At 45.6% G+C, this 24,154-nt stretch carries 18 protein-coding genes; 3 read left to right on the forward strand and 15 right to left on the reverse strand.

What is annotated here, in order from left to right:
* Positions 1–4 precede the first annotated feature (4 nt).
* From bamA to rpsB, 9 genes are all read right to left on the reverse strand, one after another.
* A complete protein-coding gene (bamA, locus tag ICN39_RS04430) occupies positions 5–2,344 on the reverse strand; it encodes an outer membrane protein assembly factor BamA (protein ID WP_370623675.1) in 2,340 nt (779 codons plus the stop codon).
* Positions 2,341–3,474: an RIP metalloprotease gene (locus ICN39_RS04435; protein ID WP_216232873.1), complete on the reverse strand. Its 1,134-nt coding sequence runs from the start codon at positions 3,472–3,474 to the stop codon at positions 2,341–2,343. Before ICN39_RS04435 ends, bamA begins: the two co-directional genes overlap by 4 nt.
* Positions 3,462–4,658 (reverse strand): 1-deoxy-D-xylulose-5-phosphate reductoisomerase, encoded by a 1,197-nt coding sequence (gene ispC / locus ICN39_RS04440; RefSeq protein WP_216232874.1) that lies wholly within the window; start codon positions 4,656–4,658, stop codon positions 3,462–3,464. The genes ICN39_RS04435 and ispC overlap by 13 nt, the downstream gene beginning before the upstream one ends.
* Positions 4,658–5,485: a phosphatidate cytidylyltransferase gene (locus ICN39_RS04445; RefSeq protein WP_216232875.1), complete on the reverse strand. Its 828-nt coding sequence runs from the start codon at positions 5,483–5,485 to the stop codon at positions 4,658–4,660. Before ICN39_RS04445 ends, ispC begins: the two co-directional genes overlap by 1 nt.
* A 28-nt stretch (positions 5,486–5,513) precedes the next feature.
* Complete coding sequence (locus ICN39_RS04450) at positions 5,514–6,287, reverse strand: isoprenyl transferase (RefSeq protein WP_216232876.1); 774 nt, start codon at positions 6,285–6,287, stop codon at positions 5,514–5,516.
* A 25-nt stretch (positions 6,288–6,312) separates the two neighbouring features.
* Positions 6,313–6,873 (reverse strand): ribosome recycling factor, encoded by a 561-nt coding sequence (gene frr, locus ICN39_RS04455; protein WP_216232877.1) that lies wholly within the window; start codon positions 6,871–6,873, stop codon positions 6,313–6,315.
* An 11-nt stretch (positions 6,874–6,884) separates the two neighbouring features.
* Positions 6,885–7,595 carry a UMP kinase gene (gene pyrH, locus ICN39_RS04460; RefSeq protein WP_072583036.1) on the reverse strand — a complete coding sequence of 237 codons (711 nt, stop codon included), beginning with the start codon at positions 7,593–7,595 and terminating at the stop codon, positions 6,885–6,887.
* 185 nt (positions 7,596–7,780) lie between these two features.
* On the reverse strand, positions 7,781–8,665 hold the full coding sequence (tsf, locus tag ICN39_RS04465) for a translation elongation factor Ts (RefSeq protein ID WP_216232878.1): 885 nt from the start codon (positions 8,663–8,665) through the stop codon (positions 7,781–7,783).
* Entirely contained in the window at positions 8,665–9,414 is a 750-nt protein-coding gene (rpsB, locus tag ICN39_RS04470; RefSeq protein WP_216232879.1) for a 30S ribosomal protein S2, read from the reverse strand. Before rpsB ends, tsf begins: the two co-directional genes overlap by 1 nt.
* Before the next feature lie 205 nt (positions 9,415–9,619).
* Between rpsB and map the strand changes: the two genes are divergently transcribed.
* The gene (gene map / locus ICN39_RS04475) at positions 9,620–10,519 is read left to right on the forward strand and encodes a type I methionyl aminopeptidase (RefSeq protein WP_216232924.1); all 900 of its coding nucleotides are present in this window, start codon (positions 9,620–9,622) and stop codon (positions 10,517–10,519) included.
* Between the two features lie 4 nt (positions 10,520–10,523).
* A complete protein-coding gene (locus tag ICN39_RS04480) occupies positions 10,524–13,121 on the forward strand; it encodes a [protein-PII] uridylyltransferase (protein ID WP_216232880.1) in 2,598 nt (865 codons plus the stop codon).
* Here the strand turns inward: ICN39_RS04480 and ICN39_RS04485 are convergent.
* From ICN39_RS04485 to smc, 6 genes are all read right to left on the reverse strand, one after another.
* On the reverse strand, positions 13,118–13,579 hold the full coding sequence (locus ICN39_RS04485; RefSeq protein WP_216232881.1) for an NUDIX hydrolase: 462 nt from the start codon (positions 13,577–13,579) through the stop codon (positions 13,118–13,120). The genes ICN39_RS04480 and ICN39_RS04485 overlap by 4 nt on opposite strands.
* A gap of 5 nt (positions 13,580–13,584) precedes the next feature.
* The gene (locus ICN39_RS04490) at positions 13,585–14,805 is read right to left on the reverse strand and encodes a multidrug effflux MFS transporter (protein ID WP_255532293.1); all 1,221 of its coding nucleotides are present in this window, start codon (positions 14,803–14,805) and stop codon (positions 13,585–13,587) included.
* Complete coding sequence (locus tag ICN39_RS04495) at positions 14,795–16,453, reverse strand: FAD/NAD(P)-binding protein (RefSeq protein WP_216232883.1); 1,659 nt, start codon at positions 16,451–16,453, stop codon at positions 14,795–14,797. Before ICN39_RS04495 ends, ICN39_RS04490 begins: the two co-directional genes overlap by 11 nt.
* A 73-nt stretch (positions 16,454–16,526) precedes the next feature.
* Complete coding sequence (gene ligA, locus ICN39_RS04500; RefSeq protein WP_216232884.1) at positions 16,527–18,542, reverse strand: NAD-dependent DNA ligase LigA; 2,016 nt, start codon at positions 18,540–18,542, stop codon at positions 16,527–16,529.
* 9 nt (positions 18,543–18,551) lie between these two features.
* Positions 18,552–19,622, reverse strand: a complete 1,071-nt coding sequence (locus ICN39_RS04505; RefSeq protein ID WP_370623676.1) for a cell division protein ZipA C-terminal FtsZ-binding domain-containing protein — start codon at positions 19,620–19,622, stop codon at positions 18,552–18,554.
* Positions 19,623–23,144 (reverse strand): chromosome segregation protein SMC, encoded by a 3,522-nt coding sequence (gene smc / locus ICN39_RS04510; protein ID WP_216232885.1) that lies wholly within the window; start codon positions 23,142–23,144, stop codon positions 19,623–19,625.
* A 174-nt stretch (positions 23,145–23,318) separates the two neighbouring features.
* On the opposite strand from smc, the gene dapD reads away from it, so the two are divergent.
* Positions 23,319–24,146: a 2,3,4,5-tetrahydropyridine-2,6-dicarboxylate N-succinyltransferase gene (gene dapD, locus ICN39_RS04515; protein WP_216195730.1), complete on the forward strand. Its 828-nt coding sequence runs from the start codon at positions 23,319–23,321 to the stop codon at positions 24,144–24,146.
* The last annotated feature ends 8 nt before the right edge of the window (positions 24,147–24,154 follow it).

Here is a 24,154-nt window from a genome sequence, read left to right on the forward strand (position 1 = left end):
ACAATTAAAACGCTGTACCCACTTGGAACTGCAAACGCTGGATATTGTCCGTTGGTTGTGACTTGTACGGAATACCGTAGCTGAATTTCAGAGGCCCTAGCGGTGATATCCATGATAAACCCAATCCATAGGAATATCGCAGAACCAGGTTGATGTTTTCCCCAAAGGCATTACCACCGTCTACGAAGGTAAATAGACGCAAGGTCTTGTCAACGCCAGATCCTGGAACGGGGAAGGTATATTCCACGTTGGAAACAATTTTAGATTGACCGCCAGTTGGCTGAAAGGCGCCAATCTGGGTGTTGTAGTACTGGGGCCCTAAAGATCCAGGAGCATAGCCGCGAACGGATCCAATGCCGCCAACATAGTAGTTTTTAGTAATTGGGAATGGTTTTGTGCCATAAGCCTCACCGTAGCCAACTTCACCGTTAAAGGACAAGATATTGCCCTTCGAGAAGGAGTGATACTTCTGGTATTGGCCATAAAGACGGTAAAAAGTGAGGTCGCCGACCGGAGTGCCCACTTCAGCAGATAACTGCTGCAATGAACCATCGGAAGGAATCAACGTGCTATCACGACCATCACGCGCCCAACCCACGGTTAACGGCACGTTATAAGTCTGCAAGCGGCCTGGCACTGTCCCACCATAGCTGGTTACATAATTCTGATAAGGGATCGGCGTATTAGTGGTGGCATAAATACTAAATACCTCAATACCCGTTCCGAAGAACACGCGGTCAACCTCGGTGTACGGAACGCCAAACTTAATGTTGGAACCAACTGACTTAATTTGATAATCAGGATCGCCAGCGTAGTACAAAGGCTTGGATGAACGATAGTACAGATCGGTATAACGACTAATTCCATCTTCCGTAAAATACGGGTCGTAATTTGAGAGCGTTAGATTCTGGGTAATCTTACCTAGCGATGCATTCAAGCCAATCGCAGTACCAGTGCCAAACGCGTTATCTTGATTAACACCGGCCGACAAAATCAACTTCTCAGTTGAGGAGAAACCTGCACCGACGGTAATTGCTCCTGTTGGCTTCTCAGTGACTTTGACATTGACATCCACCTGGTCAGGGGATCCAGGGACATCTTCAGTAGTGATATCGCTTTCAGTAAAGTAGCCCAAACGACCTAAACGCTTTTTGGATAAATCGATCTTGTCGCTATCAAACCAAGAGCTTTCAAACTGACGAATTTCACGACGAATCACCATATCGCGCGTTCTAGCATTTCCAGAAATCGCTACTTGGCGAACATAAATACGACGTCCAGGATCTACAACCAAGGTTAGGTCTACCTCAGCTACGTCGCGACGGATATCTGGCTGAGGGTTAATGGTTGCAAATGCGTAACCATAAGAACCTAAGATTTCAGCAATTGCCTTGGTGCTCTCGGTTAATTTAGCTGATGAGAAGGTGTCGCCAGGCTTTAAAACAATCAACTGCATCAGCTCGGCTTCTTTACCTAAAGTTTCGCCCGCTAAACGTACATCCTTAACGGTGAATTTTTTACCTTCGCGAATACTGATGGTCAGGTAGATGCCTTTTTTATCCGGAGTAATCGATACCTGAGTAGACTCAATTACAAATTCGAGATAGCCACGATTGAGGTAATAGGATCGAATGGACTCCAAGTCGGCAGTTAACTTTTGCTTGGAATAAAGATTATCTTTACTGTACCAAGATAACCAACCGCCAGTTTTTAACTGCATCTCGCTTTTTAAAGTGCTCTCACTGAATACTTCGTTACCAATGAAATTAATCTCTTGAATTTTGGCAACAGGGCCTTCGTCAATATTGAAATAAACAGCTACCTGATTGCGCTCAACTGGGGTAACTGTAGCAACAACTTCCGCTGCATACATACCTTTACCAACGTATTGGCGCTTTAATTCTTGTTCTGCTTTGTCAATAAGTGCCTTGTCGTAAAAACGCGCTTCCGCAACGCCAACCGTCTTTAAAGACTTACGCACGATCTCGGGATCAAACTCTTTCATCCCTGTAAATTCAATACGAGAAATCGTGGGGCGCTCTTCTACGATCACAATCAGAACGTTGCCCTGCTCTTGAATTTGCACGTCCCTAAAAAACCCAGTGCTATACAAGGCCTTAATCGATTCCGCGCCTTTTTCTTCAGTAAAAGTGTCGCCTACCTGAACGGGCAAATAACTAAATACCGTTCCAGGCTCTACACGCTGCAAGCCTTCAACACGAATATCTTTCACCACAAATGACTCGGCCGCAGAAGCATTCAAACTCAACCCAAGCGCAGAAAATACCAAGATATGGGCAATGAAGCGGGCAAAAATACGGAAAGAATGTGTCAGAGGATTCAAGGCGAAATATAGCGTTGTAAATCGTTAAACAAGGCCAGTAGTGACATAGAAATCAGCAAAATAAAGCCCACTTTTTGGAGCCGCTCCTGCATTGATGTCGAAATCCGCTTACCGGCGACCAACTCCCATGCATCATACAGTAGCTGACCCCCATCAAGCATCGGAAAAGGGAGCAAATTTAGCAAACCAATGCTAATACTCATAAGTGCCAAAAAGGCTAAAAATGGCTGCCACCCTACCTGAGCGGATTTACCTGCCATGTCTGCAATGCTGAGGGGTCCACCCAGTTGTTTTAAGGAGGTATTTCCGGTAAACAATCCAGCCATTAGCCTTGCAGAAACCTTCGTAATTACCCAGACCCTCTTTGAGGCAAAAATGAGCGCATCTACTGGCCCTAATTTCAGGTCATGCCACTTTGCCAAGGGTGTTAATGCAGGCAGAATGCCGAGAGCCAATATCGGATCCTGTTTAGGGCTAATTTTGGGTAAATCTTTGGCATTAAAGGATTTTATTGAGCTTCCACCAGTAGATGTTTCTAGCTCTAGAGCGAATCCGTCTCCTCCAGTGAGCGCATCCATCAAGTTCCAACGCAAGGCATTCCAGCTCGGGACAGGGTCAAAATCCCCAGAAAGGGACGCCCCACCCTCCTCAGAACCCAAATTTTGCCAACCAATCACCCGATCACCTTCCATTAGCCCCAGCTTGGCAGCAACAGAGTTTTCAGGAGGATTTTGTAAGACGGCAGGCAATTGCGGGGCGCCGGAAATATAGATCAGGGCAAAAAAGACAATCGCTAGAAAGAAATTGGCTAATGGGCCCGCAGCCACAATCAATGATCTCTGCCATAACGGTTTTTTATCAAATGCTTCAGACTCATCAGCCGGAGCAATCATTTGCTGACGGTCTCGACCATCGAGCAATTTGACATAACCGCCCAATGGAATTGCAGCCAATACCCACTCTGTTTTATTTTTGGCACGATAGGTCAATAACGGTTTACCAAAGCCAATTGCGAAGCGAAGAACTCGAACTCCACAACAGCGAGCAGCAAAAAAATGTCCGAACTCATGGAAGCTAACCAACACACCCAGGGTTAACAAAAAAGCCGCAAGAGTAATCAATGCCTGCAAAGAATTTCCTTAACGACATCTTGCGCCGCTTGACGAGCGCGAGCATCCACATCCAAAATCAATTCTAGTGAGTCTGCATTGACGGAAGAAATGGCGTTCAACACACTCTCTACCACACGCGGAATTTGCAAATACGGCAAGCCATCATCTAGGAATGCTGCTACCGCAATTTCATTGGCAGCATTCAGAACTGCTGGTGCAGTACCACCAGTTTTAGCGGCAGCAAATGCCAAAGAAAGACACGGGAAACGCTCTAGCTCTGGATCAGTAAAACTTAAATTCGCTAACTGCGTCAAACTGAGTGGAGCCACACCCGCCTCAATACGCTCCGGCCAGGCCAGGCCGTAAGCAATAGGAGTTCGCATATCAGGCTGACCTAATTGAGCAAGCACAGAACCGTCACGATAACGAACCATAGAATGCACAACGCTTTGCGGATGTATTAATACTTTAATTTTTTCTAATGGCAAACCAAATAACCAAAACGCCTCAATTACTTCAAGACCTTTGTTCATCATCGTCGCAGAATCAACTGAAATTTTTCTGCCCATCACCCAGTTAGGATGTGCGCAGGCTTGTTCAGGAGTAATGCCAGCCAATTGATCAAGCGGTGTCTTTCTGAATGGTCCGCCTGAAGCAGTCAACCACAACTCTTCAACCCCTAGACCAGGATTGGGAGCTTTAGAAAATTGACTGGGCAGACATTGAAAGATGGCATTGTGCTCACTATCGATTGGTAGCAACTCACCGCCACCCATCTTCATCGCCTGCATAAATAAATCGCCAGACATCACCAAGGCTTCTTTATTTGCGAGCAACACTCTTTTGCCGGCTTTTGCAGCAGCTAAGGCGGGCACCAATCCTGCGGCGCCCACAATGGCCGCCATAACAGTATCGCAGTTGGATTCAGTAACGGCGCTGACTAAAGCTTGCGGTCCATACAAGACCTGCGTATTGATTCTTTTCTCTAGCAAAACCTTGCTTAAGCGAGCAGCGCCATCAGCATCCGCCACTACCGCAATGGCTGGCTTAAATTCAGCACACTGCTCAGCGAGTAAATCTACCTGCTTTGCTGCGGTAAGTGCGACTACCTTAAAGCGATCTGGGTGGGAACGAATCACATCGAGCGTGTTAACGCCAATGGAGCCAGTTGAGCCTAGGATCGCAACCTGCTTGACCGACATTACACAAATCCCGCTAAGAGTGCTGCAATTGGCATTGCCGGAATCAAGGCATCCACCCGATCCAACACTCCGCCATGCCCTGGTAATAAATGGCTTGAATCTTTGACACCAGCTAAACGCTTCAACTGAGACTCAAATAAGTCCCCAAAAATACTGAAGGCTGTTAATACCGTCACCATCAGGAACATTGGAACCCAACCAAAACGGATAGCCCATGCGCCAAACAAAGTTGATTCAAAGGGTAAAAAGTAAACACATAAGAATGCATATACATAACAAAGTACTAAGCCACCGATGGCGCCCTCAATTGATTTTCCCGGGCTGATTTGCACAGCAAGCTTGTGTTTGCCAAACGCTTTACCAATAAAGTAAGCACCAATATCGGCAACCCATACGAGAGCCATACTGCTGAGCAAAAAGATCAGACCTAACTCGCGCAAGAACACTAATGCAAACCAAGTGGCTGGCAACAAAATTAAGCCAAGCACCACATAAAAAGGTCGCAGTTTTTCCAGCGAAAGGTTCATTCCTTTGGCCAAAATAAATGGCGCAATAAAGAACCAGAAAATGACAGCAAGAAGCAATAAGGCAAATTGCCAGGAAGAATTTTGCATACCCAGCAAAAACAAAATAATAGCTAAGCAAAATAAAGCGTACAACCAAGCAGCGCGCGCCGCCTCAGGCGCTAGTAAGTGACTCCATTCCCAAGCTGCGGCCATTAAGGCCACCAAAAAGAATGCGCCTATATACATTGCAGGCAGCAAAAATAGAATAGGCAGCAATACCGCCAATAGAACAAGGGCGGTAATGACTCGGGTTTTTAACATGGGGAATTGAACTTAGAAATTAGCAGTGTCACACTGCATCGCTCATTGCTTGAGATGCAAGCTGAGCACTGGTACGACCAAAACGGCGCTCGCGCTGGCTAAACCAGTCGAATGCCTTATGCAATTCTTTCTCATCAAAGTCAGGCCACAAAACATCTGTGAAATACAACTCGGTGTATGCCAGTTGCCATAATAAGAAATTGCTGACACGCTGCTCACCACCAGTACGAATAAACAAATCTGGCTCTGGCGCGTAAGCCATCGAAAGATGGGGCTGAAGCAATTCTTCAGTAACCTGTTCTGGCTTCAAGTTGGGATTAGTAGCTATACATTGACGCATTGCCTGCAAGATATCCCAGCGACCACCATAGTTAGCGGCGATCGTAAAAGTTAAACCTTTGCAGCCAGCAGTCTTTTGCTCGGAGAATTGAACCATCTCCTGGATAGCAGAATCAAAACGGCTCAAGTCGCCAATCAATCGCAAAGCAATATCATTTTCAGCCAGGCGAGAAACTTCGCCTTTTAGCGATTTCAGAAATAACTTCATCAAGAAACCCACCTCTTCTGGTGGGCGACGCCAGTTCTCTGAACTAAAGGCAAATACGGTGAGGTATTCAACACCAAGCTTACGGCATTCTTCAACGATTTTTCGTACCGCGCTTAAACCTTCTGAATGCCCCGCAACACGAGGCATCATGCGCTTACTAGCCCAACGCCCATTACCATCCATGATAATCGCCACATGGCGAGGTATAGCACTTACCTCCGGGATGGCTAGGGTTGAACTAGAGTGTTGAGTCATGAGAGGCTAAAAATTCAAGGCGGTTTTAAACCGTCATGATCTCTTTTTCTTTTTCAGAAATAATCTTGTCGACATCGATCACTGCTTTATCCGTCATCTTCTGAATTTCATCAGTAGCGCGACGCTCTTCATCCTCGGAAATTTCTTTATCCTTAGTGAGGCGCTTTAAATGCTCATTCGCATCGCGACGCAAGTTACGAACAGCAATCTTAGTTTCTTCACCCTCATTCTTAACAACCTTCGTGAGGTCGCGGCGGCGCTCTTCAGTCAAAGCAGGCATTGGTACACGGATTACCGTGCCCTGAGATGCTGGGTTTAAACCTAAATCAGAATCACGAATCGCTTTTTCAATAACTGCAACCATCGTCTTTTCAAATGGTTGAACGTTAATGGTGCGCGCATCCGCTAAGCCTAGGCTGGCAACCTGACTTAATGGAGTGGGATTACCGTAGTAATCCACCTGAATGTGCTCCAGAATTCCTGGGTTAGCACGGCCAGAGCGAATCTTGGCTAAATTGGTCTTCAAAGCCTCAAGAGACTTTTGCATCTTTTGATCGGTATTAGTTTTAATTTCTGCTGCAGACATCAGGCCTCCTATTAAACGTGTACTAGAGTACCTTCAGGTTCACCTTGCACTACACGCATTAATGCGCCTGGCTTGAGAATTGAAAATACTTTGATTGGTAATTTGCGATCACGGCACAATGCGAATGCAGTTGCATCCATGACTTGTAGATTCTTGATTAACGCTTCGTCAAACGTAATGGTTTTGTATAAAGTGGCAGTTGGATCTTTTACTGGATCGGCGCTATAAATACCATCGACCTTAGTTGCTTTGAGCATGATCTCAACACCCATCTCAGCCCCACGCAGAGCTGCAGCAGTATCAGTAGTGAAGAATGGATTGCCCGTACCGGCTGCGAAAATAACGACTTTGCCCTCACCCATCGCGCGAATTGCGCGAGGACGAATGTAGGGCTCAACCACTTGGTCCATACGGAGTGCAGATTGCACGCGCGCTTCAACACCCTTTTGACGCAATGCGTCTTGCAAGGCCAGGGAATTCATCATGGTTGCCAACATACCCATGTAGTCGGCAGTTGCACGATCCATGCCAGCTGCGCCACCCGCAACACCGCGGAAGATGTTTCCGCCGCCAATCACAATCGCTAACTCCACTCCGATATTCACAATAGCGGCGATTTCCTTAACCATGGAATCGATAGTGACTGGATTGATGCCAAAAGCATCATCACCCATAAGGGCTTCACCAGATAGTTTTAGGAGGACTCGTTTGTAGGCTGGCATGTTTTTTATTTTCCGTAATTTGCTAAGTAATTAACTTACTTAGCTTATTGATCTTTAAGCACTTTTTAATATCTCTGCCAAATTATAAAGGGCTTGGGAGGGATCAAAGAAAAGGGCACAGAAACTGAGGTTTCTATGCCCTTTTGGGTATTACTAACCAGCGGGGAAAGCCCCAAACTAGCCTATTAAGCTGTTGCTTTAGAAGCGGCAGCTACCTGTGCAGCTACTTCAGCCGCAAAGTCATCTTGACGCTTCTCAATGCCCTCACCTACAACAAACATGGTGAAACCCTTGATTGTTGTATTTGCAGCCTTGAGCATTTGCTCTACAGATTGCTTGTCGTTTTTAACGAAAGTCTGGTTCAACAAAGAAACCTCTTTGAGGTACTTCTGAATAGAACCTTCAACCATCTTTTCAACGATTTCCGGTGGTTTGCCAGATTCAGCAGCCTTTTGAACGGCAACGCTACGCTCAACCGCAATTGCTTCAGCAGGAACGTCAGCCATCGACAAGGCCACTGGCTTCATTGCAGCAATGTGCATTGCAACGTCTTTAGCAGCAGTTTCATCACCTTCGAACTCAACCATTACACCAATACGGGTGCCATGGAGGTAAGAAACTAACTTGTTGCTACCAGCAAAACGCTTGAAGCGACGCGGCATGATGTTCTCACCGATCTTACCGATCAATGCGCTACGAACTTCATCAACAGTTTGACCGTTCAATGGCAATGCTAACAATGCAGCAACATCAGCCGGATTCTGCTCAGCAACCAACTTCACGCAGTCATTAACAAATGCCAGGAAGTCGTCGTTCTTAGAAACGAAATCGGTTTCGCAGTTCACTTCTAACAAAGCACCAGTAGTGCCATTGATAGAAGTAGCAACGATACCTTCAGCTGTTACACGAGAAGCTGCTTTACCAGCTTTGCTACCCAGCTTTACACGCAGAATTTCTTCTGCACGAGCCATATCACCATCAGCCTCAGTCAAAGCCTTTTTGCACTCCATCATCGGAGCATCAGTTTTGGCGCGTAACTCGCCAACCATTGCAGCGGTAATAGCGGCCATTATTCAGCTTTCCCTTCTTCAACAAACTCTTCTTCGCCCTCTTTAACTGCTGTCAAGATTTCTTGAACAGAGCTAGCTTTGCCTTCGAGGATTGCGTCAGCAATGCCACGTGCATAAAGGAGAACAGCTTTGCTGGAGTCGTCGTTACCAGGGATGATGTAATCAACACCTTCTGGTGAGTGGTTGGTATCTACAACAGCGATTACTGGAATACCAAGCTTGTTAGCTTCAGTAATGGCAATCTTGTGATAGCCAACGTCCACTACAAAAATAGCATCAGGAACGCCATTCAAATCTTGAATACCGCCAAGTGCTTTTTGCAATTTGTCGAGATCACGGTCATTAGTCAAAGCTTCTTTCTTAGAAAGCTTTTCCCAGTCGCCAGCTTCTTTAGCAACTGCCATGTCTTTCAAACGCTTAAGGGAACCTTTAACAGTTTTGAAATTGGTAAGTGTGCCACCCAACCAACGGCTGTCGATATAAGGCATACCAGCACGAGCAGCTTCTTCAGCAATGATCTCGCGTGATTGACGCTTAGTACCAACAAATAAAATCGTGCCACGATTAGCAGCAACTTGTTTTGCAAATTTCAGGGCGTCCTGAAACATTGGCAATGTTTTTTCCAAGTTGATGATGTGGATTTTGTTGCGATGACCGAAAATAAATGGGGCCATCTTTGGGGACCAGAAGCGAGTTTGGTGACCAAAATGGCAACCGGCTTCCAGCATTTGACGCATAGTTACTGACATAACTTCTCCTAAGGGTTGTTTCTAAAGTTGAGTCCTAGCTGCGCTAAAAAACGCCACCCTGGAAGGCTCAACTCGCGATTTCAAGTCCAAAATAGACCTGGAAACGAAATTATAGCTTAAATATCAATGCTCTAGCCACCCTCACCCCCAAGCATAAAAGGGGGCTTGCCCTCAAAATGACCTCCAGAAGCCCCAAAAATGGGATATTTGCCTAAATTTTAGGCAAATTGACCAAGCTAAAACTATCCAAGTCGTTGATAATCAAGGCATGAATAGTGTATTTACCGCAGAAAAAGACATCCTTGGGATGCGAGAAGCTGGCCGCTTAGCTAGCGAAGTGATTGATCATGTAGCCCCTCACGTCAAGGCTGGGGTTACCACTGGAGAGCTGGATCGGATTTGCCATGAATATATGCGCGATGTCCAAAAAACCATTCCAGCTCCACTGAACTATCAGCCACCTGGCTACCCACCTTTTCCAGCATCGATTTGCACTTCCGTAAATGATGTGATTTGCCATGGAATCCCGGGAGACAAAGTTCTCAAAACTGGTGATGTTGTGAACCTCGACATCACAGTGATTACTCCTGATGGCTACTACGGTGACACCAGCCGTATGTTCATGGTGGGTGAAGTTTCCGTCATGGCAAAACGTCTCACACAAATTACTTTTGAATGCATGTGGCTGGGTATTGCTCAAGTGAAACCAGGTGCATCACTCGGTGACATCGGTCATGTGATTCAAACTCATGCTGAAAAAGCAGGCTACTCAGTAGTACGCGAATACTGTGGTCACGGCATTGGCAAAGTGTTCCACCAAGATCCACAGATTCTTCACTATGGCAAACCGGGTACTGGCGAAAAACTAGAAGTCGGCATGACCTTTACGATTGAACCAATGATCAACGCAGGCAAAAGAGATATTCGCACCATGCCTGACCAGTGGACTGTAAAAACAAAAGATCGCAGCTTGTCTGCCCAATGGGAACATACACTTCTAGTAACTCCGACTGGCGTTGAGGTGCTGACTTGGTCAGAAGGCAGCAATCCCCCTCCTGATTGCGTTAAAGGCCTTTCATTTAGATCTGCATTAGTAAGCGCTTAAGCCTATGAGTAAGTCGCAGGCAATCGGCACTATTATTGATGCAGCTAGCCTGCGTGCGGCACGAGAAATTGTTTACGCTGAGTTTCGTAATACACAATCGGTTGGTAAGTTAACCAAGCAACTTTCTAAGCTAAGCGATGAACTACTCTCCCATCTATGGAATAGCTGTGGCTTAAATAATGAAGCCACTTTAGTCGCAGTTGGCGGATTCGGTAGAGGTGCACTATTTCCCTACTCTGATATTGATATATTAATTCTGCTTCCAGCGGATGAAGGTCAAGCCAGAGCCTTATCAAAGCAAGTTGAGCAATTTGTTGCCAGCTGTTGGGATACTGGATTAGAAATTGGTTCCTCAGTCAGAAATGTTGCAGAATGCATCTCTGAATCTGAGCAAGACATTACCGTGCGCACCTCCCTCTTAGAGGCGAGACTGATTTGCGGTAAAAAACAATTATTCAAAGATTTCGCCGAAGCGTTCGAATCGGCAATGGATCCAAAAGCCTTCTTTCAGGCCAAACAGGCAGAGCAGATTCAGCGTCACTACAAGTATCAGAACACCCCCTACTCCTTAGAGCCTAATTGCAAAGAGAGTCCTGGGGGTTTACGCGACTTACAGGTCATCTCCTGGGTTAGTAAGGCCGCATTATTGGGCGACACCTTCAAGGACCTCAACGAAGCTGGCCTTGTGACACAGCGCGAACTCACTGAGCTCAAACGCAATCAACGTTTTTTGGAAACCCTGCGTGCCAATCTCCATTTATTAGCAGGGCGCAGGCAAGATGTTCTTGCATTTGATTTGCAAGCAGCATTAGCAGCATCCATGGGAATTAAAGAGGAATCATCACGTCAAGCTAGCGAAGCCATCATGCGTCGCTATTACTGGGCAGCTAAAGCAGTGACCCAATTGAATGACGTTCTCTTACAAAATATTGAGGCGCTCCTCTTTCCGCAAGAGTCCAAGACAATTCTTGCTATTCCCGGAGAAGGAAACGAGTATTTTATTGAACGCCAAGGGGTATTGGATATTACTGACCCACAGCTCTTTCAAAAGCATCCAGAGCAGATTCTGAGAACCTTCTTGGTATTTGCCCAAACATCAAATGTGAAGAGCCTGTCAGCAACTATTTTTAGAGCTCTATATAACGCTCGCCAAACAATGGATAGCAAATGGCGCAAAGACCCCATCAACCGGGCACTCTTTATTGAGATATTGAAGCAGCCTGAGGGCGTAAGTCGTGCCTTCCATCTCATGAATCGCAGTAGCGTTCTAGGTCGCTACCTCCCAGCCTTCCGTAAAATTGTTGGACAAATGCAACATGATTTATTTCATGTGTATACAGTCGATCAACATATCTTGATGGTGTTACGTAATGTGCGCCGCTTCATGGTGGTTGAGCATACCCATGAGTTCCCATACTGCAGCAGCCTCATCGCTCATTTTGAAAAACCTTGGTTACTTGTCATTGCCGCACTCTTTCATGACATCGCCAAAGGACGTGGCGGAGATCACTCGCAGCTGGGTAGAGCTGACATGCGCAAGTTTGCAAAAGATCATGGCCTGGATAAAAAAGATACCGAGCTATTGGTATGGTTGGTTGCCGAGCACCTCAATATGAGTCAAACAGCTCAGAAACAAGACATCACAGACCCCGATGTTGTGAAGGCATTTGCCAAAAAAGTGGGTGATGAGCGTCACCTTACTGCACTCTACTTATTAACCGTAGCAGATGTTCGCGGTACCAGCCCTAAAGTTTGGAACGCCTGGAAAGGCAAGCTCTTAGAAGATCTGTATCGCGCAACACTCAGGGTATTGGGTGGGGCAAAACCAGATGCCTCCTCAGAATTAGCGCAACACCAAGAAGAATCTAAAGCCAAGTTACGTCTGTACGGTATCAATGATGAATCTTATGAAGATTTATGGAAGCAGCTAGATGTCGCCTTCTTCTTAAGACAAGACTCATCTGACATTGCTTGGCTTACGCGCCATCTATATAACAAAGTTAATGGTGATCAACCGATTGTGAGGGCAAGACTCTCCCCAATTGGCGAAGGCTTACAAGTGGCTGTTTACGTTAAAGACCAGGAAGATCTCTTTGCCAGAATCTGTGCTTACTTTGAAAGACATGGCTTCTCCATTTGGGATGCCCGTATTCATACGACGCGTCATGGCTATGCGCTAGATACCTTCCAAATCTCCGGCAGCAACTTGGTAGATGAAGGTGGCAGCTATCGCGACCTTATCCAGCTCGTTGAATTTGAGTTGACCGATGCTTTAACGAATGCGGAGCCACTTCCCAACCCAAGCATGGGCCGTCTTTCCAGACAGTCGCGCACTTTCCCGATTCAACCACGCGTTCACATGGTGCCAGATGATCGTGGCCGTTATTACACGCTTGCGCTCTCTGCGAGCGACCGCACTGGCTTGCTTTACACAATCTCTAGAGTATTGGCGAAGCATCAGGTATCCATTCATACCGCCAGAATTAATACATTGGGTGAAAGAGTGGAAGACGTTCTATTGCTGGATGCAGCAAACCTGGGTAAGAATCCAAAGCTCCAAATCCAGCTTGAAACAGAACTGCTTGAGGCTTTAGGGGCTTAAGCTAATTTATCTAAGGCGCGTTGAATGCGTATACTTTCAACGTCGCCAAAAGAGAACCACTGAAACTCAATATCTTCGACAGATTTCTCTTGTCGCAAGACACGCAAGCGATAGAGCAGATCAATATGTAAATGGGCGCCCTCGCTTTTTTTGGGATTCTCAGGGATCTCATGAATATCAATATCAATGGGATCTTGATTATCAGAGTCTAGCTCGCAGAAGTATCCCGTTTCCTCATACACCTCTCTAATGGCAGCTTCAATTGGGGAGTCTCCCTCTTCAATATGGCCTCCAGGTTGAAACCAACGCTTGATATATGGATGAAAGATCAACAGAACTTTGTCATCTTTGATAACCAAGCCACTGGCGGTAATATGTCCCTCCTGATTTTTTCTTGAAAAAGGGTTATCGGAATTCAAAATGGTTTTAATGCGAAAATCCTCTTCAATCTTGAACATGTTATTTATTTAACCAAGGGATTAAAGCCAATAATTTGTGTGCGAATCTCATGCTGCTTATCGTAAATACAAAGCAGAACAATTCCAGTAGCTGCAGCCAGCATTATTAGTGACGTAGAAATCCAGGTCACATCGCCGATAGAAGAAAGGATATACCCGCAAACGGCGCCAAAGAACATCTCAATTGAGTAGAAAAGACCGGAAATGAGTCCAATATTATTTTTAAAGGGTCTAGTAACACCGGCTTGAGCGGCGGGAAAAATAATACCAATACCGAATAATGCAAAAAAGACAAATATCAGCCGAACATGAAGAGACTTAATCTCAAGCGCAGCTAATGTATACACAATTAAAGTAGCGATAAAAATAATTGCTCCAGCCAAAAAAACTAGGCGTCTTAAATTTAAGCTCGCCAATTTCCAGCGAATAAAAATTGTCCCAAAAATGAAGCCACTAATTGTTACCGAAAAAATATAGCCGTATTCAATAGTGGTGGCTTGGTAAATACCTTGAATTAGCACTGGGGATGAAGAAAGAAACGCAAAATAAACCGTCCAGGCAAGGCTAATTGCGAGGGTATAAAACACAAATTCGCGATGCCCCAGCAGGCGATAGTATTGGGAAACAACAGACCTGACCCAAAAAGATTCCCTATCCCCACGATTCACAAGACTCTCTCTCATAAAAGCATACAAAAAAATAAATACCAAGAAAGATATAGCTGACAATGCAAGAAATATTGATCGCCAGCCAAAGTAATTTGCGATGTAAGCCCCCAGGACTGGTCCAAAAATAGGAGAAATCACCATTCCCGCAGCCAAGTAACTTAATACCCCAACCTGGGATTGCTGGTCATATACATCCCTAACAATAACCCTTGCAATTAGCGTGCCACAACCCCCTCCGAGCGCCTGAAAAAAACGAAAAGCAGTTAATTGCTCAATCGTTGAAGCTAAATAACATCCAATACTTGAAACACAAAAAATCGATAAACCAGCGATACAAATAATTCGACGGCCATATAAATCGGCCAATATGCCCCCAAGCAGCAGACTTAAAGAATAGCCAAGCATGTATGAGGTTAATGTATTGGTGATATCCGAGCTCATTGCACCTAATTGTAGGCCCATGGCAGGCATTACTGGAAGATAGATATCTGTAGCAATCATTGGCAAAATTACCAAGGCCATAAGAATTGGTATTAGAAATTTACTTTTATGGGACATATAAAGGCTCGTCTTGAGTTTTCTTATATATTTCTTTCTGGTCTTGTCGCAACCCAAGTGACTCAACTATGTGTCTAGCAACATTTTTTGCTCTCATGGAGACCATATCAAGCGAACTTACAAAATAGTACGTTCCTGAAGTAAGCTGTCCTATTGCATAAAAATAATTAAGACTCCGATGACTTACGCTTTTGACAGTTGAAGTCTCATAATCCAACATAATTCCACCATGTGGGTTTTTGACAATAACCCCTGATTTAAGCAAGTTTTTTATCAACAGCAACTCTGTGCTACCACCAACATCCTTAGCCGGACCCGTTGCATTAATTATCCAATCGCAATGAACTTCGATACTTGATTTAGATTCTCCAGATTCCCCAACAAGGGCCGTGAACCTATTTCTTCCGGAAACATTAATCATCCTTAAGCACGGGTAATGCGTAAGAATCCCCGCCTGAAATAAAGAATGTAGCTTGAGCGCAGTATGCATGGGCAGAGGGACTCTTTTAGCAGCCCATAATCGATGAAATTTACTCATAAATAGGTCTTTCTCTGAGCTGGAGAGCGCATTCCAAAAGTCACCGATAACGTCATCGGTTTTGATTGCTAAATTTTGCCAAGAAGAGAAATCCCTATCCCCGCCTAACAAGGACTTGATCCAACGGCTATATTCAATATTTGAGGGGCTAAAGAATTTATTCCAAGTAATTCCCGCCCATAAAAACTCCTTCCTTGCTAGCCTCAATAGCTGACGCACAGATATCCCTTTGTTATTTTTACTCTTTAAAATTTCAAGATTATCTAAAGTCAAATATTTCAACTCATATTTTTGCTGTTGATATCTTGCCAATGGAAAATTTGAGTCTCTTGTAAAGAAATTGATTGGCCCTTGATGATCTTGGTTGGCTAGTACAACTGCGATATCAGCTGCAGTAAGCTGGCCACCAATAATGCCAACGCTATCCGTCTTTGCAATAAGCCTCAAATAATTGTTTACTGGATAAGGGTTATTGATATATTGGCCCTTACCAACCAACTTAAAGATGTCCTGCGGGGAGTTATTGCCTATGCATAAAATTACACAATCAAATTCTTTGGGCTGCCCTCCAGAGGCTATTACATTGAATTTAGTGCCACCTAACACCGTAATATCGACCACCTCTAGATTAACCAAGATAACCTCAACACCCAACTCCTCAAGAGCAAGGATTGCGTCCTCTAAACGACTTTTTAGATACAAACCAAAGAATTGTCGAGAGATATAGCCGTATGGAGCCACCCCTGATCGAGACATGACATGATCGCTACCGATCCCGCATCCACCCTTAAAGGTCCACTCCCAAAAATCTGCTGCATGATGAGCAAAAATTGATGTGGTTGAACTTGTCATATTCATCAATAACTCATTGCTATCACACTGATATGCATAGCCCGGACCAAAACCAAAACTTTTCTCAAAAATAGTTATTTGTAATTTTTTATTGAAATTAGAAGGCAGATACTCCAGTAATCCAAATAGCGTCGCAACAGCTGCAGCACCAGAGCCGATAATTGCAATGCGAAAGATTGCCTGAGTCTCGGAAGAAACTGTGTCATCACTTGATCCAGTGTGATGATTTAGAGATTTTTCTGTTAACTTGCTACTCATATTCCCCTTTCAAAGCTTCGAGCTTATCTAGAGGATGGAAAAATGACTACCTGATATTTTTGTAGGAAATTGACTACTTCAATAAATCCATCATTGCCACTTCATCAATCACTGGAACGCCTAGCTCTTCTGCTTTAGTAAGCTTGCTACCGGCATCAGTACCAGCAACGACATAATCTGTTTTCTTGGAGACTGATCCAGCAACCTTTGCGCCCGCTTTTTCAAGGAGGTCTTTAGCCTCATCACGGGTCATTGTCGGTAATGTACCCGTCAGAACAAATGTTTTACCTACAACAGCTGCGCTAATGACTTTCTCTTCTACGGAGAGCTGCATTCCCGATGCTAATAGTTGCTCAATCACTTCACGGTTGTGCGCTTCTTGCATAAAGCTGGTTATGGAGTCTGCAACAACCGGGCCTACATCTTTTACCGTGAGTAGATCTTCGAGATTTGCATCCATTAAGGCATGCATCGATTGGTAATGATTGGCTAGATCCTTGGCTGTGGTTTCACCCACATGACGAATACCCAAAGCAAAGATAAATCTAGCTAAGGTGGTATTTCTGGAATGGTTAATTGCTTGAATGAGATTGTCTGCAGACTTCTCACCCATACGCTCTAGATTGGCTAGTGCTGTGAAGCCCAATCTGTAGAGATCAGCCGGGGTTCTAACGAGATTGTGATCTACCAACTGATCAACTATCTTCTCGCCCAGACCCTCAATATCCAGCGCTCTTCTATGTGCAAAGTGAATTAATGCCTGCTTGCGCTGCGCGCCACAGAAAAGACCACCGCTACAACGAGCCACCGCTTCATCTGCCAAGCGCTCAATATGAGATTCGCATACAGGACAACGGGTTGGCATTTGAAACTCTTGGGTATTTACAGGACGACGATCCTTGATAACTGAAACCACTTCTGGAATAACATCGCCTGCTCTTCTTACCGAAACAGTATCACCTACACGCACATCCTTGCGCCTCACCTCATCTTCATTGTGTAGCGTGGCATTAGTAACGGTTACACCACCTACTTCTACTGGCGCCAATCTGGCTACTGGAGTAATCGCTCCTGTGCGTCCTACTTGGACGTCAATACCCAAAACAGTAGTGAGGGCTTCTTGCGCTGGGTACTTATGTGCCAATGCAAATCTGGGGGCTCTTGATACAAAACCTAACTTAGCTTGCTCAGCAAATGAATTTACCTTGTAGACAACACCATCAATGTCATATGGCAGTGCATCCCGTTTAGCACCTATCTCGTTATAGAAGGCCAAGATCTGCTCTACAGAATGCAGCACTCTACGCTCCGAGCATACCGGCAAGCCTAGTTCAGCGTAAGTATTAAGTAATTCTTCATGGGTTTGAGGCAACCAAGAGGCTGGCTCTAGGGCGCCTAAGCCATAAGCAAAGAAAGATAAAGGTCGCTTAGCAGTAATCTTAGAATCTAGTTGACGAAGACTACCTGCTGCAGCATTGCGAGGGTTGGCGAATTCTTTCTCACCCAACTCTGCCGCTTGTCGATTCATCTTCTCGAAGTCTTTGAGGTACATAAAGACTTCACCGCGCACTTCTAGGACCTGCGGAATATTTTTTCCAGTGAGTTTGAGTGGAATGGCACGGATCGTTTTAATGTTGGCAGTGACATCCTCGCCACTAGCACCGTCACCCCGGGTTGCTGCTGTTACCAGCGATCCGTTTTCATAACGAAGTGAGATTGCTAGACCATCAAACTTGAGTTCACCGGCATAGCTTACGTGATCTGTATGCAAGGCTTCGCGACAACGACGATCAAAAGCAATCAGCTCAGCATCTTCAAACGCATTATTTAAAGAAAGCATTGGTACCGCATGGGTAACCGAATCAAACTCTTTTAATGCTGTTCCACCTACCCGCTGAGACAAGGATTCTGGAGTAATCCATTCTGGATGAGCAGCCTCAATGTCAATCAACTCTCTATAGAGGCGGTCGTATTCAATATCAGGAAGAAGTGGATTATCTAAAACGTAATAGGCATGCTCGAGGCGGGCAAGCTCTACTTGCAAGAATACGTAACGCTCCGCTAAATTTGTCGGACTAGAGGACGACAAAGTGATTTCCTAGCTAAATAGTCTACTAGCTGTAGAAGACCCAGCAGGGATGCCGGATTTCTCAAGGTTCGAATAGAGAACATCGAGATGCTGACGAATGCTGATGACCGCAGCCTCGCTGAGGTTGATGCCATTGTCATCCACTAAACGTCCATGAGCTGCTTGTGCAATCTCCACACCCTCAGCCAACATTCTTTCAAATGCACGCTCTTCTTGCGGGACCAGGGGAACTTCAAGCAATAAGGTCACTTGGGTTACGGACTTGTTTGGATCAAAATCAGTGCTACTAAAAAGCACTATGCCTTTGCTGAGATATTCATATTGACGGCCATTGCGAGATAACTTAAAGCCACGTTGACGCATAAGCGCATCAAAGTTACCCCATGGACATGGCTCATCAAAGAGCACATTGATACTCAATTGAATATCGCTTTCAGCAGCCATGACATCTAATTCATTAGCACTTTCCAACATCGTGCTCACGCTCGGCATATCAATTTGTGAACCCAAAGTCTCAGCAAGCGCTTGAGCACGAGAGCAAAAATCAGATAGCTCTAGAACACCAATAGCGCCTTTGCGGCTTGCCAGCTGAATAGCAAGCTGTAAATCAGAATATCTCGAGTCGGGATGGAGTTCTTCCCAGTCTTCAGCAACGTCTAGATTGGCATTTAAACCTTCGCACATCCAGCGTGCAGTCGACTGAGCCTCCAGATCCGCCCAAGCATTAATTTCTTCCAGAATTTCTGCGCCACTAATGCTCTCGTCAAAACGAAGCGTGATCACACAGTCAATCCGAGGATCAATAGCGAACTTTTCTGGGGCTGAAATGGTTGTTATCACCTCACCGAAACTAGGTTCGGTACGTGCTGCATCGCCATCAGCAAAGCCCTGAGTAAAACTAGGCTCTTTACCAAAACGATCATCCAAAGAATATATGCTTTGCTCTTTTGCCTTACGGCGTGCACGAGCATACTTAATATTCAGAATGGCTACAGCTATCAGGATTAATAGCCCAATAACTGCCAGCGCAAATTGCAAATCAGACAAACCCAACATCGTCATGATTTGTTCTATATACACTTAGGCGGCCTCCACCATTGAAACAGCAGAAGAGATATCCACCGCAACAATGCGGGATACGCCCTGCTCTTGCATCGTGACACCAATCAATTGATGCGCGATTTCCATAGTGATCTTGTTATGAGAGATAAACAAAAACTGTGTCTTATCTGACATTTTGGCAACTAGATTTGCATAACGCAAGGTATTTGCATCGTCCAAAGGAGCGTCAACCTCATCAAGTAAGCAGAATGGGGCTGGGTTCAAGAGGAAGAGCGAGAACACCAAGGCAATTGCAGTCAGTGCCTTTTCACCACCGGAGAGGAGGTAAATAGAACTATTCTTCTTGCCAGGAGGCTGAGCCATTACCTGTACGCCAGAGTCTAGGATCTCTTCACCAGTCATTACCAATTCAGCATGACCACCACCGAACAACTCAGGGAATAGCTTGCCAAAGTGGGTATTGACCTGATCAAAAGTACCTTGCAATAGATCACGTGTTTCAGCATCAATCTTGGCAATGGCATCTGTCAAAGTCTGCATTGCTTCATTCAAGTCAGCAGACTGAGCATCCAAGAACTGCTTACGCTCACGGGAGCTTGATAACTCATCCAAAGCAGCCATATTGACTGGACCCAAAGACTGAATCTCAGTATTTAAGCGATTTACTTCGCTCTGCAATGCGCCTACTTTTAAGTCAGCACTGAAATTTGCCTCAAGCGCAGTGAGGTCGGCTTCCGCATCCGATAACAATGTAGCAAATTGCTCAAAATTCAAACGAGCAGCCTGCTCACGCAATTGCAAATCAACTACTTTGTCACGCATTGGCTGTAAGCTGCGCTCTACCTGCATACGAGACTCATCGGCTTCACGCAATTGATGCAATAAAGCATCCTGCTCAGTGCGCGCATTAGCTAATGCAGCTTCACGTGCGCTGCGGGCTAGCAATAAGCCTTGTAATTTATCTTGCGCCTCTTCATCGCTCAAAGTTTCTAGTTCTTGAGCGGCAGCATCATGCTTATCTTGAATTTCCATGATCTGGGTACGGGCAGTACTTTGATCACGCTGCAAGTCAGCAATACGTTGTTGTAATGAACGTGTTGCAAAGGCCGCTTCTTGAGCAGCCATTTCAGCGGAACGGAGTGACTCACGCAAACGATCACGCTCTTCTGTGGAACGCTCCAATTTTTCTTGCGCCACTTGCAAAGCCTCTTGCAAGCCTTCTTTAGATTCTTCGGATTCTAGCAACTCGGCAGCAGATTGCTCTTGAGTTTGACTTACCTGCTCCATCTGTTGGCGCAACTCGCTTAACTCACCCTGAATCTGTGCTGCACGTTGACTATATTGCTCTTCAGCTTGAGTCAACTGCATTCTTTCCACTTCAAAACCATGCGCCTCTTGAACAGCATGCTCAGCATTTTCACGAGCCTGCTCAGCCGCTTGATGCGCTGCCTGGTAGTTCGCTACACACTGATCCAACTCACCTTTGAGTTCGCTTTGCATAAGTTGTTGAGCGCGCAATTGCTTCTCGAGACTTTCCATCTCTTGAGCACGGGCCAACATACCAGCTTGCTCAGAGTCAGCAGCATAAAGCTGTACCCCAACACGACTTACTAAGTGGCCTTGTTGAGTAACAAATGCACCACCAGCTGGTAATTTTTCACGGCGATGCAAAGCATCTTCAAGGCTGCTAGCAATGTAAATATTGTCTAACCATTCTTGTAATACTGAAGTGAGTCTTGGCGCACCAGCACTTTGCACACGGCTCAACAATGCTGTGAAATCGGCTGGAGCAGAGGTATGCGCCGGCGTAATTTCTTCTGTGAGCAAAATTGCTAAACGGCTTGGAGGCGCATCGTTAGCCAAAGCCAATGTTTCTTGCACGCTCTTTGCAGTAACAGCAGCTAAACGCTCACGCAGCACGGATTCAAGCGCAGTCTCCCAGCCGCTCTCAACTTTGAGTTCTTGCCAGAGACGCTTGCTCTCCTTAAGGCCCTTACTTTCAAGCCAAGGTCCAATCTTGCCTTGGGCTTGAACACTTGCTTGCAAGGCGGTCAATGCCGTCAACTTGGCTTCAGTTTGAGCGAGGTCTTGATTGGCAACTTGAATCTGTTGTTGGGCAGTATTACGGGCTTCATCAGCAGCTGGAACGCGTTGTTGCGTTTCAACAGCGCGCTGCTTCGCTTCTTCAACTTTACGGGCAGCCATTACTTGACGATCCATCGCTGTTTGCAAAGCTTCAGCATCTGGGCGACGTAAGCAGTCGAATTCACCAACTAGGCGAGTCTCGCGACCCTTTAATTCATCTGACTGAGCTGACATGGAACGAAGGCGCTCACCCAGACTTGCTAAGCGCTGCTCAATAGAGGCCAGTGAATCACGTGCACTATTGAGTTCACGTGAAGCGATTTGATACGCCTCTTCACGACTTGGCATTTGCTCTTGTAAACCATTTAAATCGGCTAATAAGGTTTGTTCTTTTTCAGCGGCTAATGAGAGTTCATGCTCAGTAGTTCGTTGGGCTTGCGCTGCATCAGTTTCTTGCACAGTCCAGCGCTGTAACTGCGCTTGTAAATCCTGAGTTTGCTGTTGTAAACGTTGACGCGCTTCTTGCACATAAAGAATCTGTGACTCAACCTGACTAACGTCAGAGTTGGTTTGATACAAGTCGCCTTGCGCTTGAGAAACTTTATCTTGTAATGCGTACTGTTGCGTGCGCATTGTCTCAAGCTCGGCTTCGACGTGGCGTAGCTTAGCAGTCTGTTCTTCTAGACTAACTTGAGTGTCACGGATACCATTGGCATGACGCTCTTGCTCTTTACCAGCCTCGGTCTGGCGCACAAACCAAAGTAGTTGTTGCTGAGACTTCATCTGTGTAGAAAGCTCGGCATGACGCTCTGCAACAGTTGCTTGTTTTTCTAAGCGAGTTAATTGTTGATCAAGTTCACGCAAGATATCTTCAACACGAGTTAAATTTTCTACCGTATCTTCTAAACGTGAAGCAGTTTCTTTGCGACGCTCTTTGTATTTAGAAACACCAGCAGCTTCTTCCAAGAACACGCGCAACTCTTCTGGCTTTGCTTCCAAAATTCGATTAATCGTACCTTGACCAATGATGGCGTAACCTCTTGGTCCCATACCGGTACCCAAGAAAATATCCTGAATATCTTTACGACGAACTACTTGGTTATTCACGTAGTAGCTAGAATTTCCATCGCGAGTTAAAACGCGTTTGATACCCAATTCTGTAAAAGCGCTCCACTGCCCTTGAGCACGTCCTTCAGTGTTATCAAAAATGAGTTCAACACTGGCGCGACCAGATGGTTTACGTAAACCTGAGCCATTAAAAATAACGTCCTGCATCGATTCACCACGCAATTCACTGGCGCGGGATTCACCCAAAACCCAGCGGACGGCATCGATAATGTTCGACTTTCCGCAGCCGTTAGGTCCCACAACGCCAATGAGTTGGCCAGGCATTTCAAAATGGGTTGGGTCTACGAAAGACTTAAAGCCGGAAAGTTTGATGGATTTCAGTTGCACGGCGTACTTTGCAGGGAAAAAAGGGGTTCAAATAAAGGGGTAAAAATTAAAGCTAAAGTGGGAAGATGATAGCAAGCTCTAGCCTGCTTGGACCCGTTTTTGCCCCATCTATATAATGATAAATCTACCTCCCGGGACAAAATCCCTTAACAATCTGATAGTTAACTAAAAAGCATGAGCCAATCACCACAAAACATCATTGAACAAGCCTGGGAAAACCGCGCAAACCTTTCTCCAGATAGCGCCCCTGGGGATGTCCGTAATGCCGTAAATGCCGTATTAGAAGGCCTCAATGCCGGCACTATTCGCGTGGCTGAGCGCCGCGATGTCGGTAAGTGGGAGGTAAATCAATGGGTTAAGAAGGCAGTTTTGCTCTCTTTCCGCCTAGAAGACAATAAACCTATGGGTGCTGGGGGCTATACCCAGTTCTACGACAAGGTGCCTAGTAAGTTTGAAAACTACACAGCAGCCGACTTTGCTGCAGGTGGTTTCCGTGTAGTTCCCCCTGCCGTAGCCCGCCGCGGCTCATTTATCGGCAAAAACGCCGTTTTAATGCCCTCCTACGTCAATATTGGCGCTTATGTAGGTGAAGGCACGATGGTGGATACCTGGGCAACAGTTGGTTCTTGCGCTCAAATTGGTAAAAACGTACACCTTTCTGGTGGCGTTGGTATTGGTGGTGTTTTGGAGCCAATCCAAGCTGGTCCAGTCATTATTGAAGATAACTGCTTCATCGGCGCCCGCTCTGAGGTGGTTGAAGGTGTTGTAATTGAAGAAAACGCCGTTTTATCGATGGGCGTCTACATTGGCCAAAGCACCAAGATCTATGACCGTGAAACTGGCGAAGTGCATTACGGTCGCGTTCCAGCTGGCTCGGTAGTTGTTCCAGGCTCACTTCCTTCCGCCTGCGGTAAGTACAGTTTGTATGCCGCAATCATTGTTAAGAAGGTTGATGCTCAAACCAGAGCAAAGACAGCTATTAACGAACTACTCCGCGACTAAGTTAAATC

Source organism: Polynucleobacter sp. AP-Reno-20A-A9, from assembly GCF_018882085.1.
In the GTDB taxonomy this organism is placed as follows: Bacteria; Pseudomonadota; Gammaproteobacteria; order Burkholderiales; family Burkholderiaceae; genus Polynucleobacter.

Bases quoted from the DNA above. Each gene is read 5' to 3' on its own strand.
- ispC (WP_216232874.1), bottom strand. From the start codon at position 4,658: ATGTCGGTCAAGCAGGTTGCGATCCTAGGCTCAACTGGCTCCATTGGC.
- ICN39_RS04445 (WP_216232875.1), bottom strand. From the start codon at position 5,485: ATGTTAAAAACCCGAGTCATTACCGCCCTTGTTCTATTGGCGGTATTG.
- ICN39_RS04450 (WP_216232876.1), bottom strand. From the start codon at position 6,287: ATGACTCAACACTCTAGTTCAACCCTAGCCATCCCGGAGGTAAGTGCT.
- frr (WP_216232877.1), bottom strand. From the start codon at position 6,873: ATGTCTGCAGCAGAAATTAAAACTAATACCGATCAAAAGATGCAAAAG.
- pyrH (WP_072583036.1), bottom strand. From the start codon at position 7,595: ATGCCAGCCTACAAACGAGTCCTCCTAAAACTATCTGGTGAAGCCCTT.
- tsf (WP_216232878.1), bottom strand. From the start codon at position 8,665: ATGGCCGCTATTACCGCTGCAATGGTTGGCGAGTTACGCGCCAAAACT.
- rpsB (WP_216232879.1), bottom strand. From the start codon at position 9,414: ATGTCAGTAACTATGCGTCAAATGCTGGAAGCCGGTTGCCATTTTGGT.
- ICN39_RS04480 (WP_216232880.1), top strand. From the start codon at position 10,524: ATGAGTAAGTCGCAGGCAATCGGCACTATTATTGATGCAGCTAGCCTG.
- ICN39_RS04485 (WP_216232881.1), bottom strand. From the start codon at position 13,579: ATGTTCAAGATTGAAGAGGATTTTCGCATTAAAACCATTTTGAATTCC.
- ICN39_RS04490 (WP_255532293.1), bottom strand. From the start codon at position 14,805: ATGTCCCATAAAAGTAAATTTCTAATACCAATTCTTATGGCCTTGGTA.
- ICN39_RS04495 (WP_216232883.1), bottom strand. From the start codon at position 16,453: ATGAGTAGCAAGTTAACAGAAAAATCTCTAAATCATCACACTGGATCA.
- dapD (WP_216195730.1), top strand. From the start codon at position 23,319: ATGAGCCAATCACCACAAAACATCATTGAACAAGCCTGGGAAAACCGC.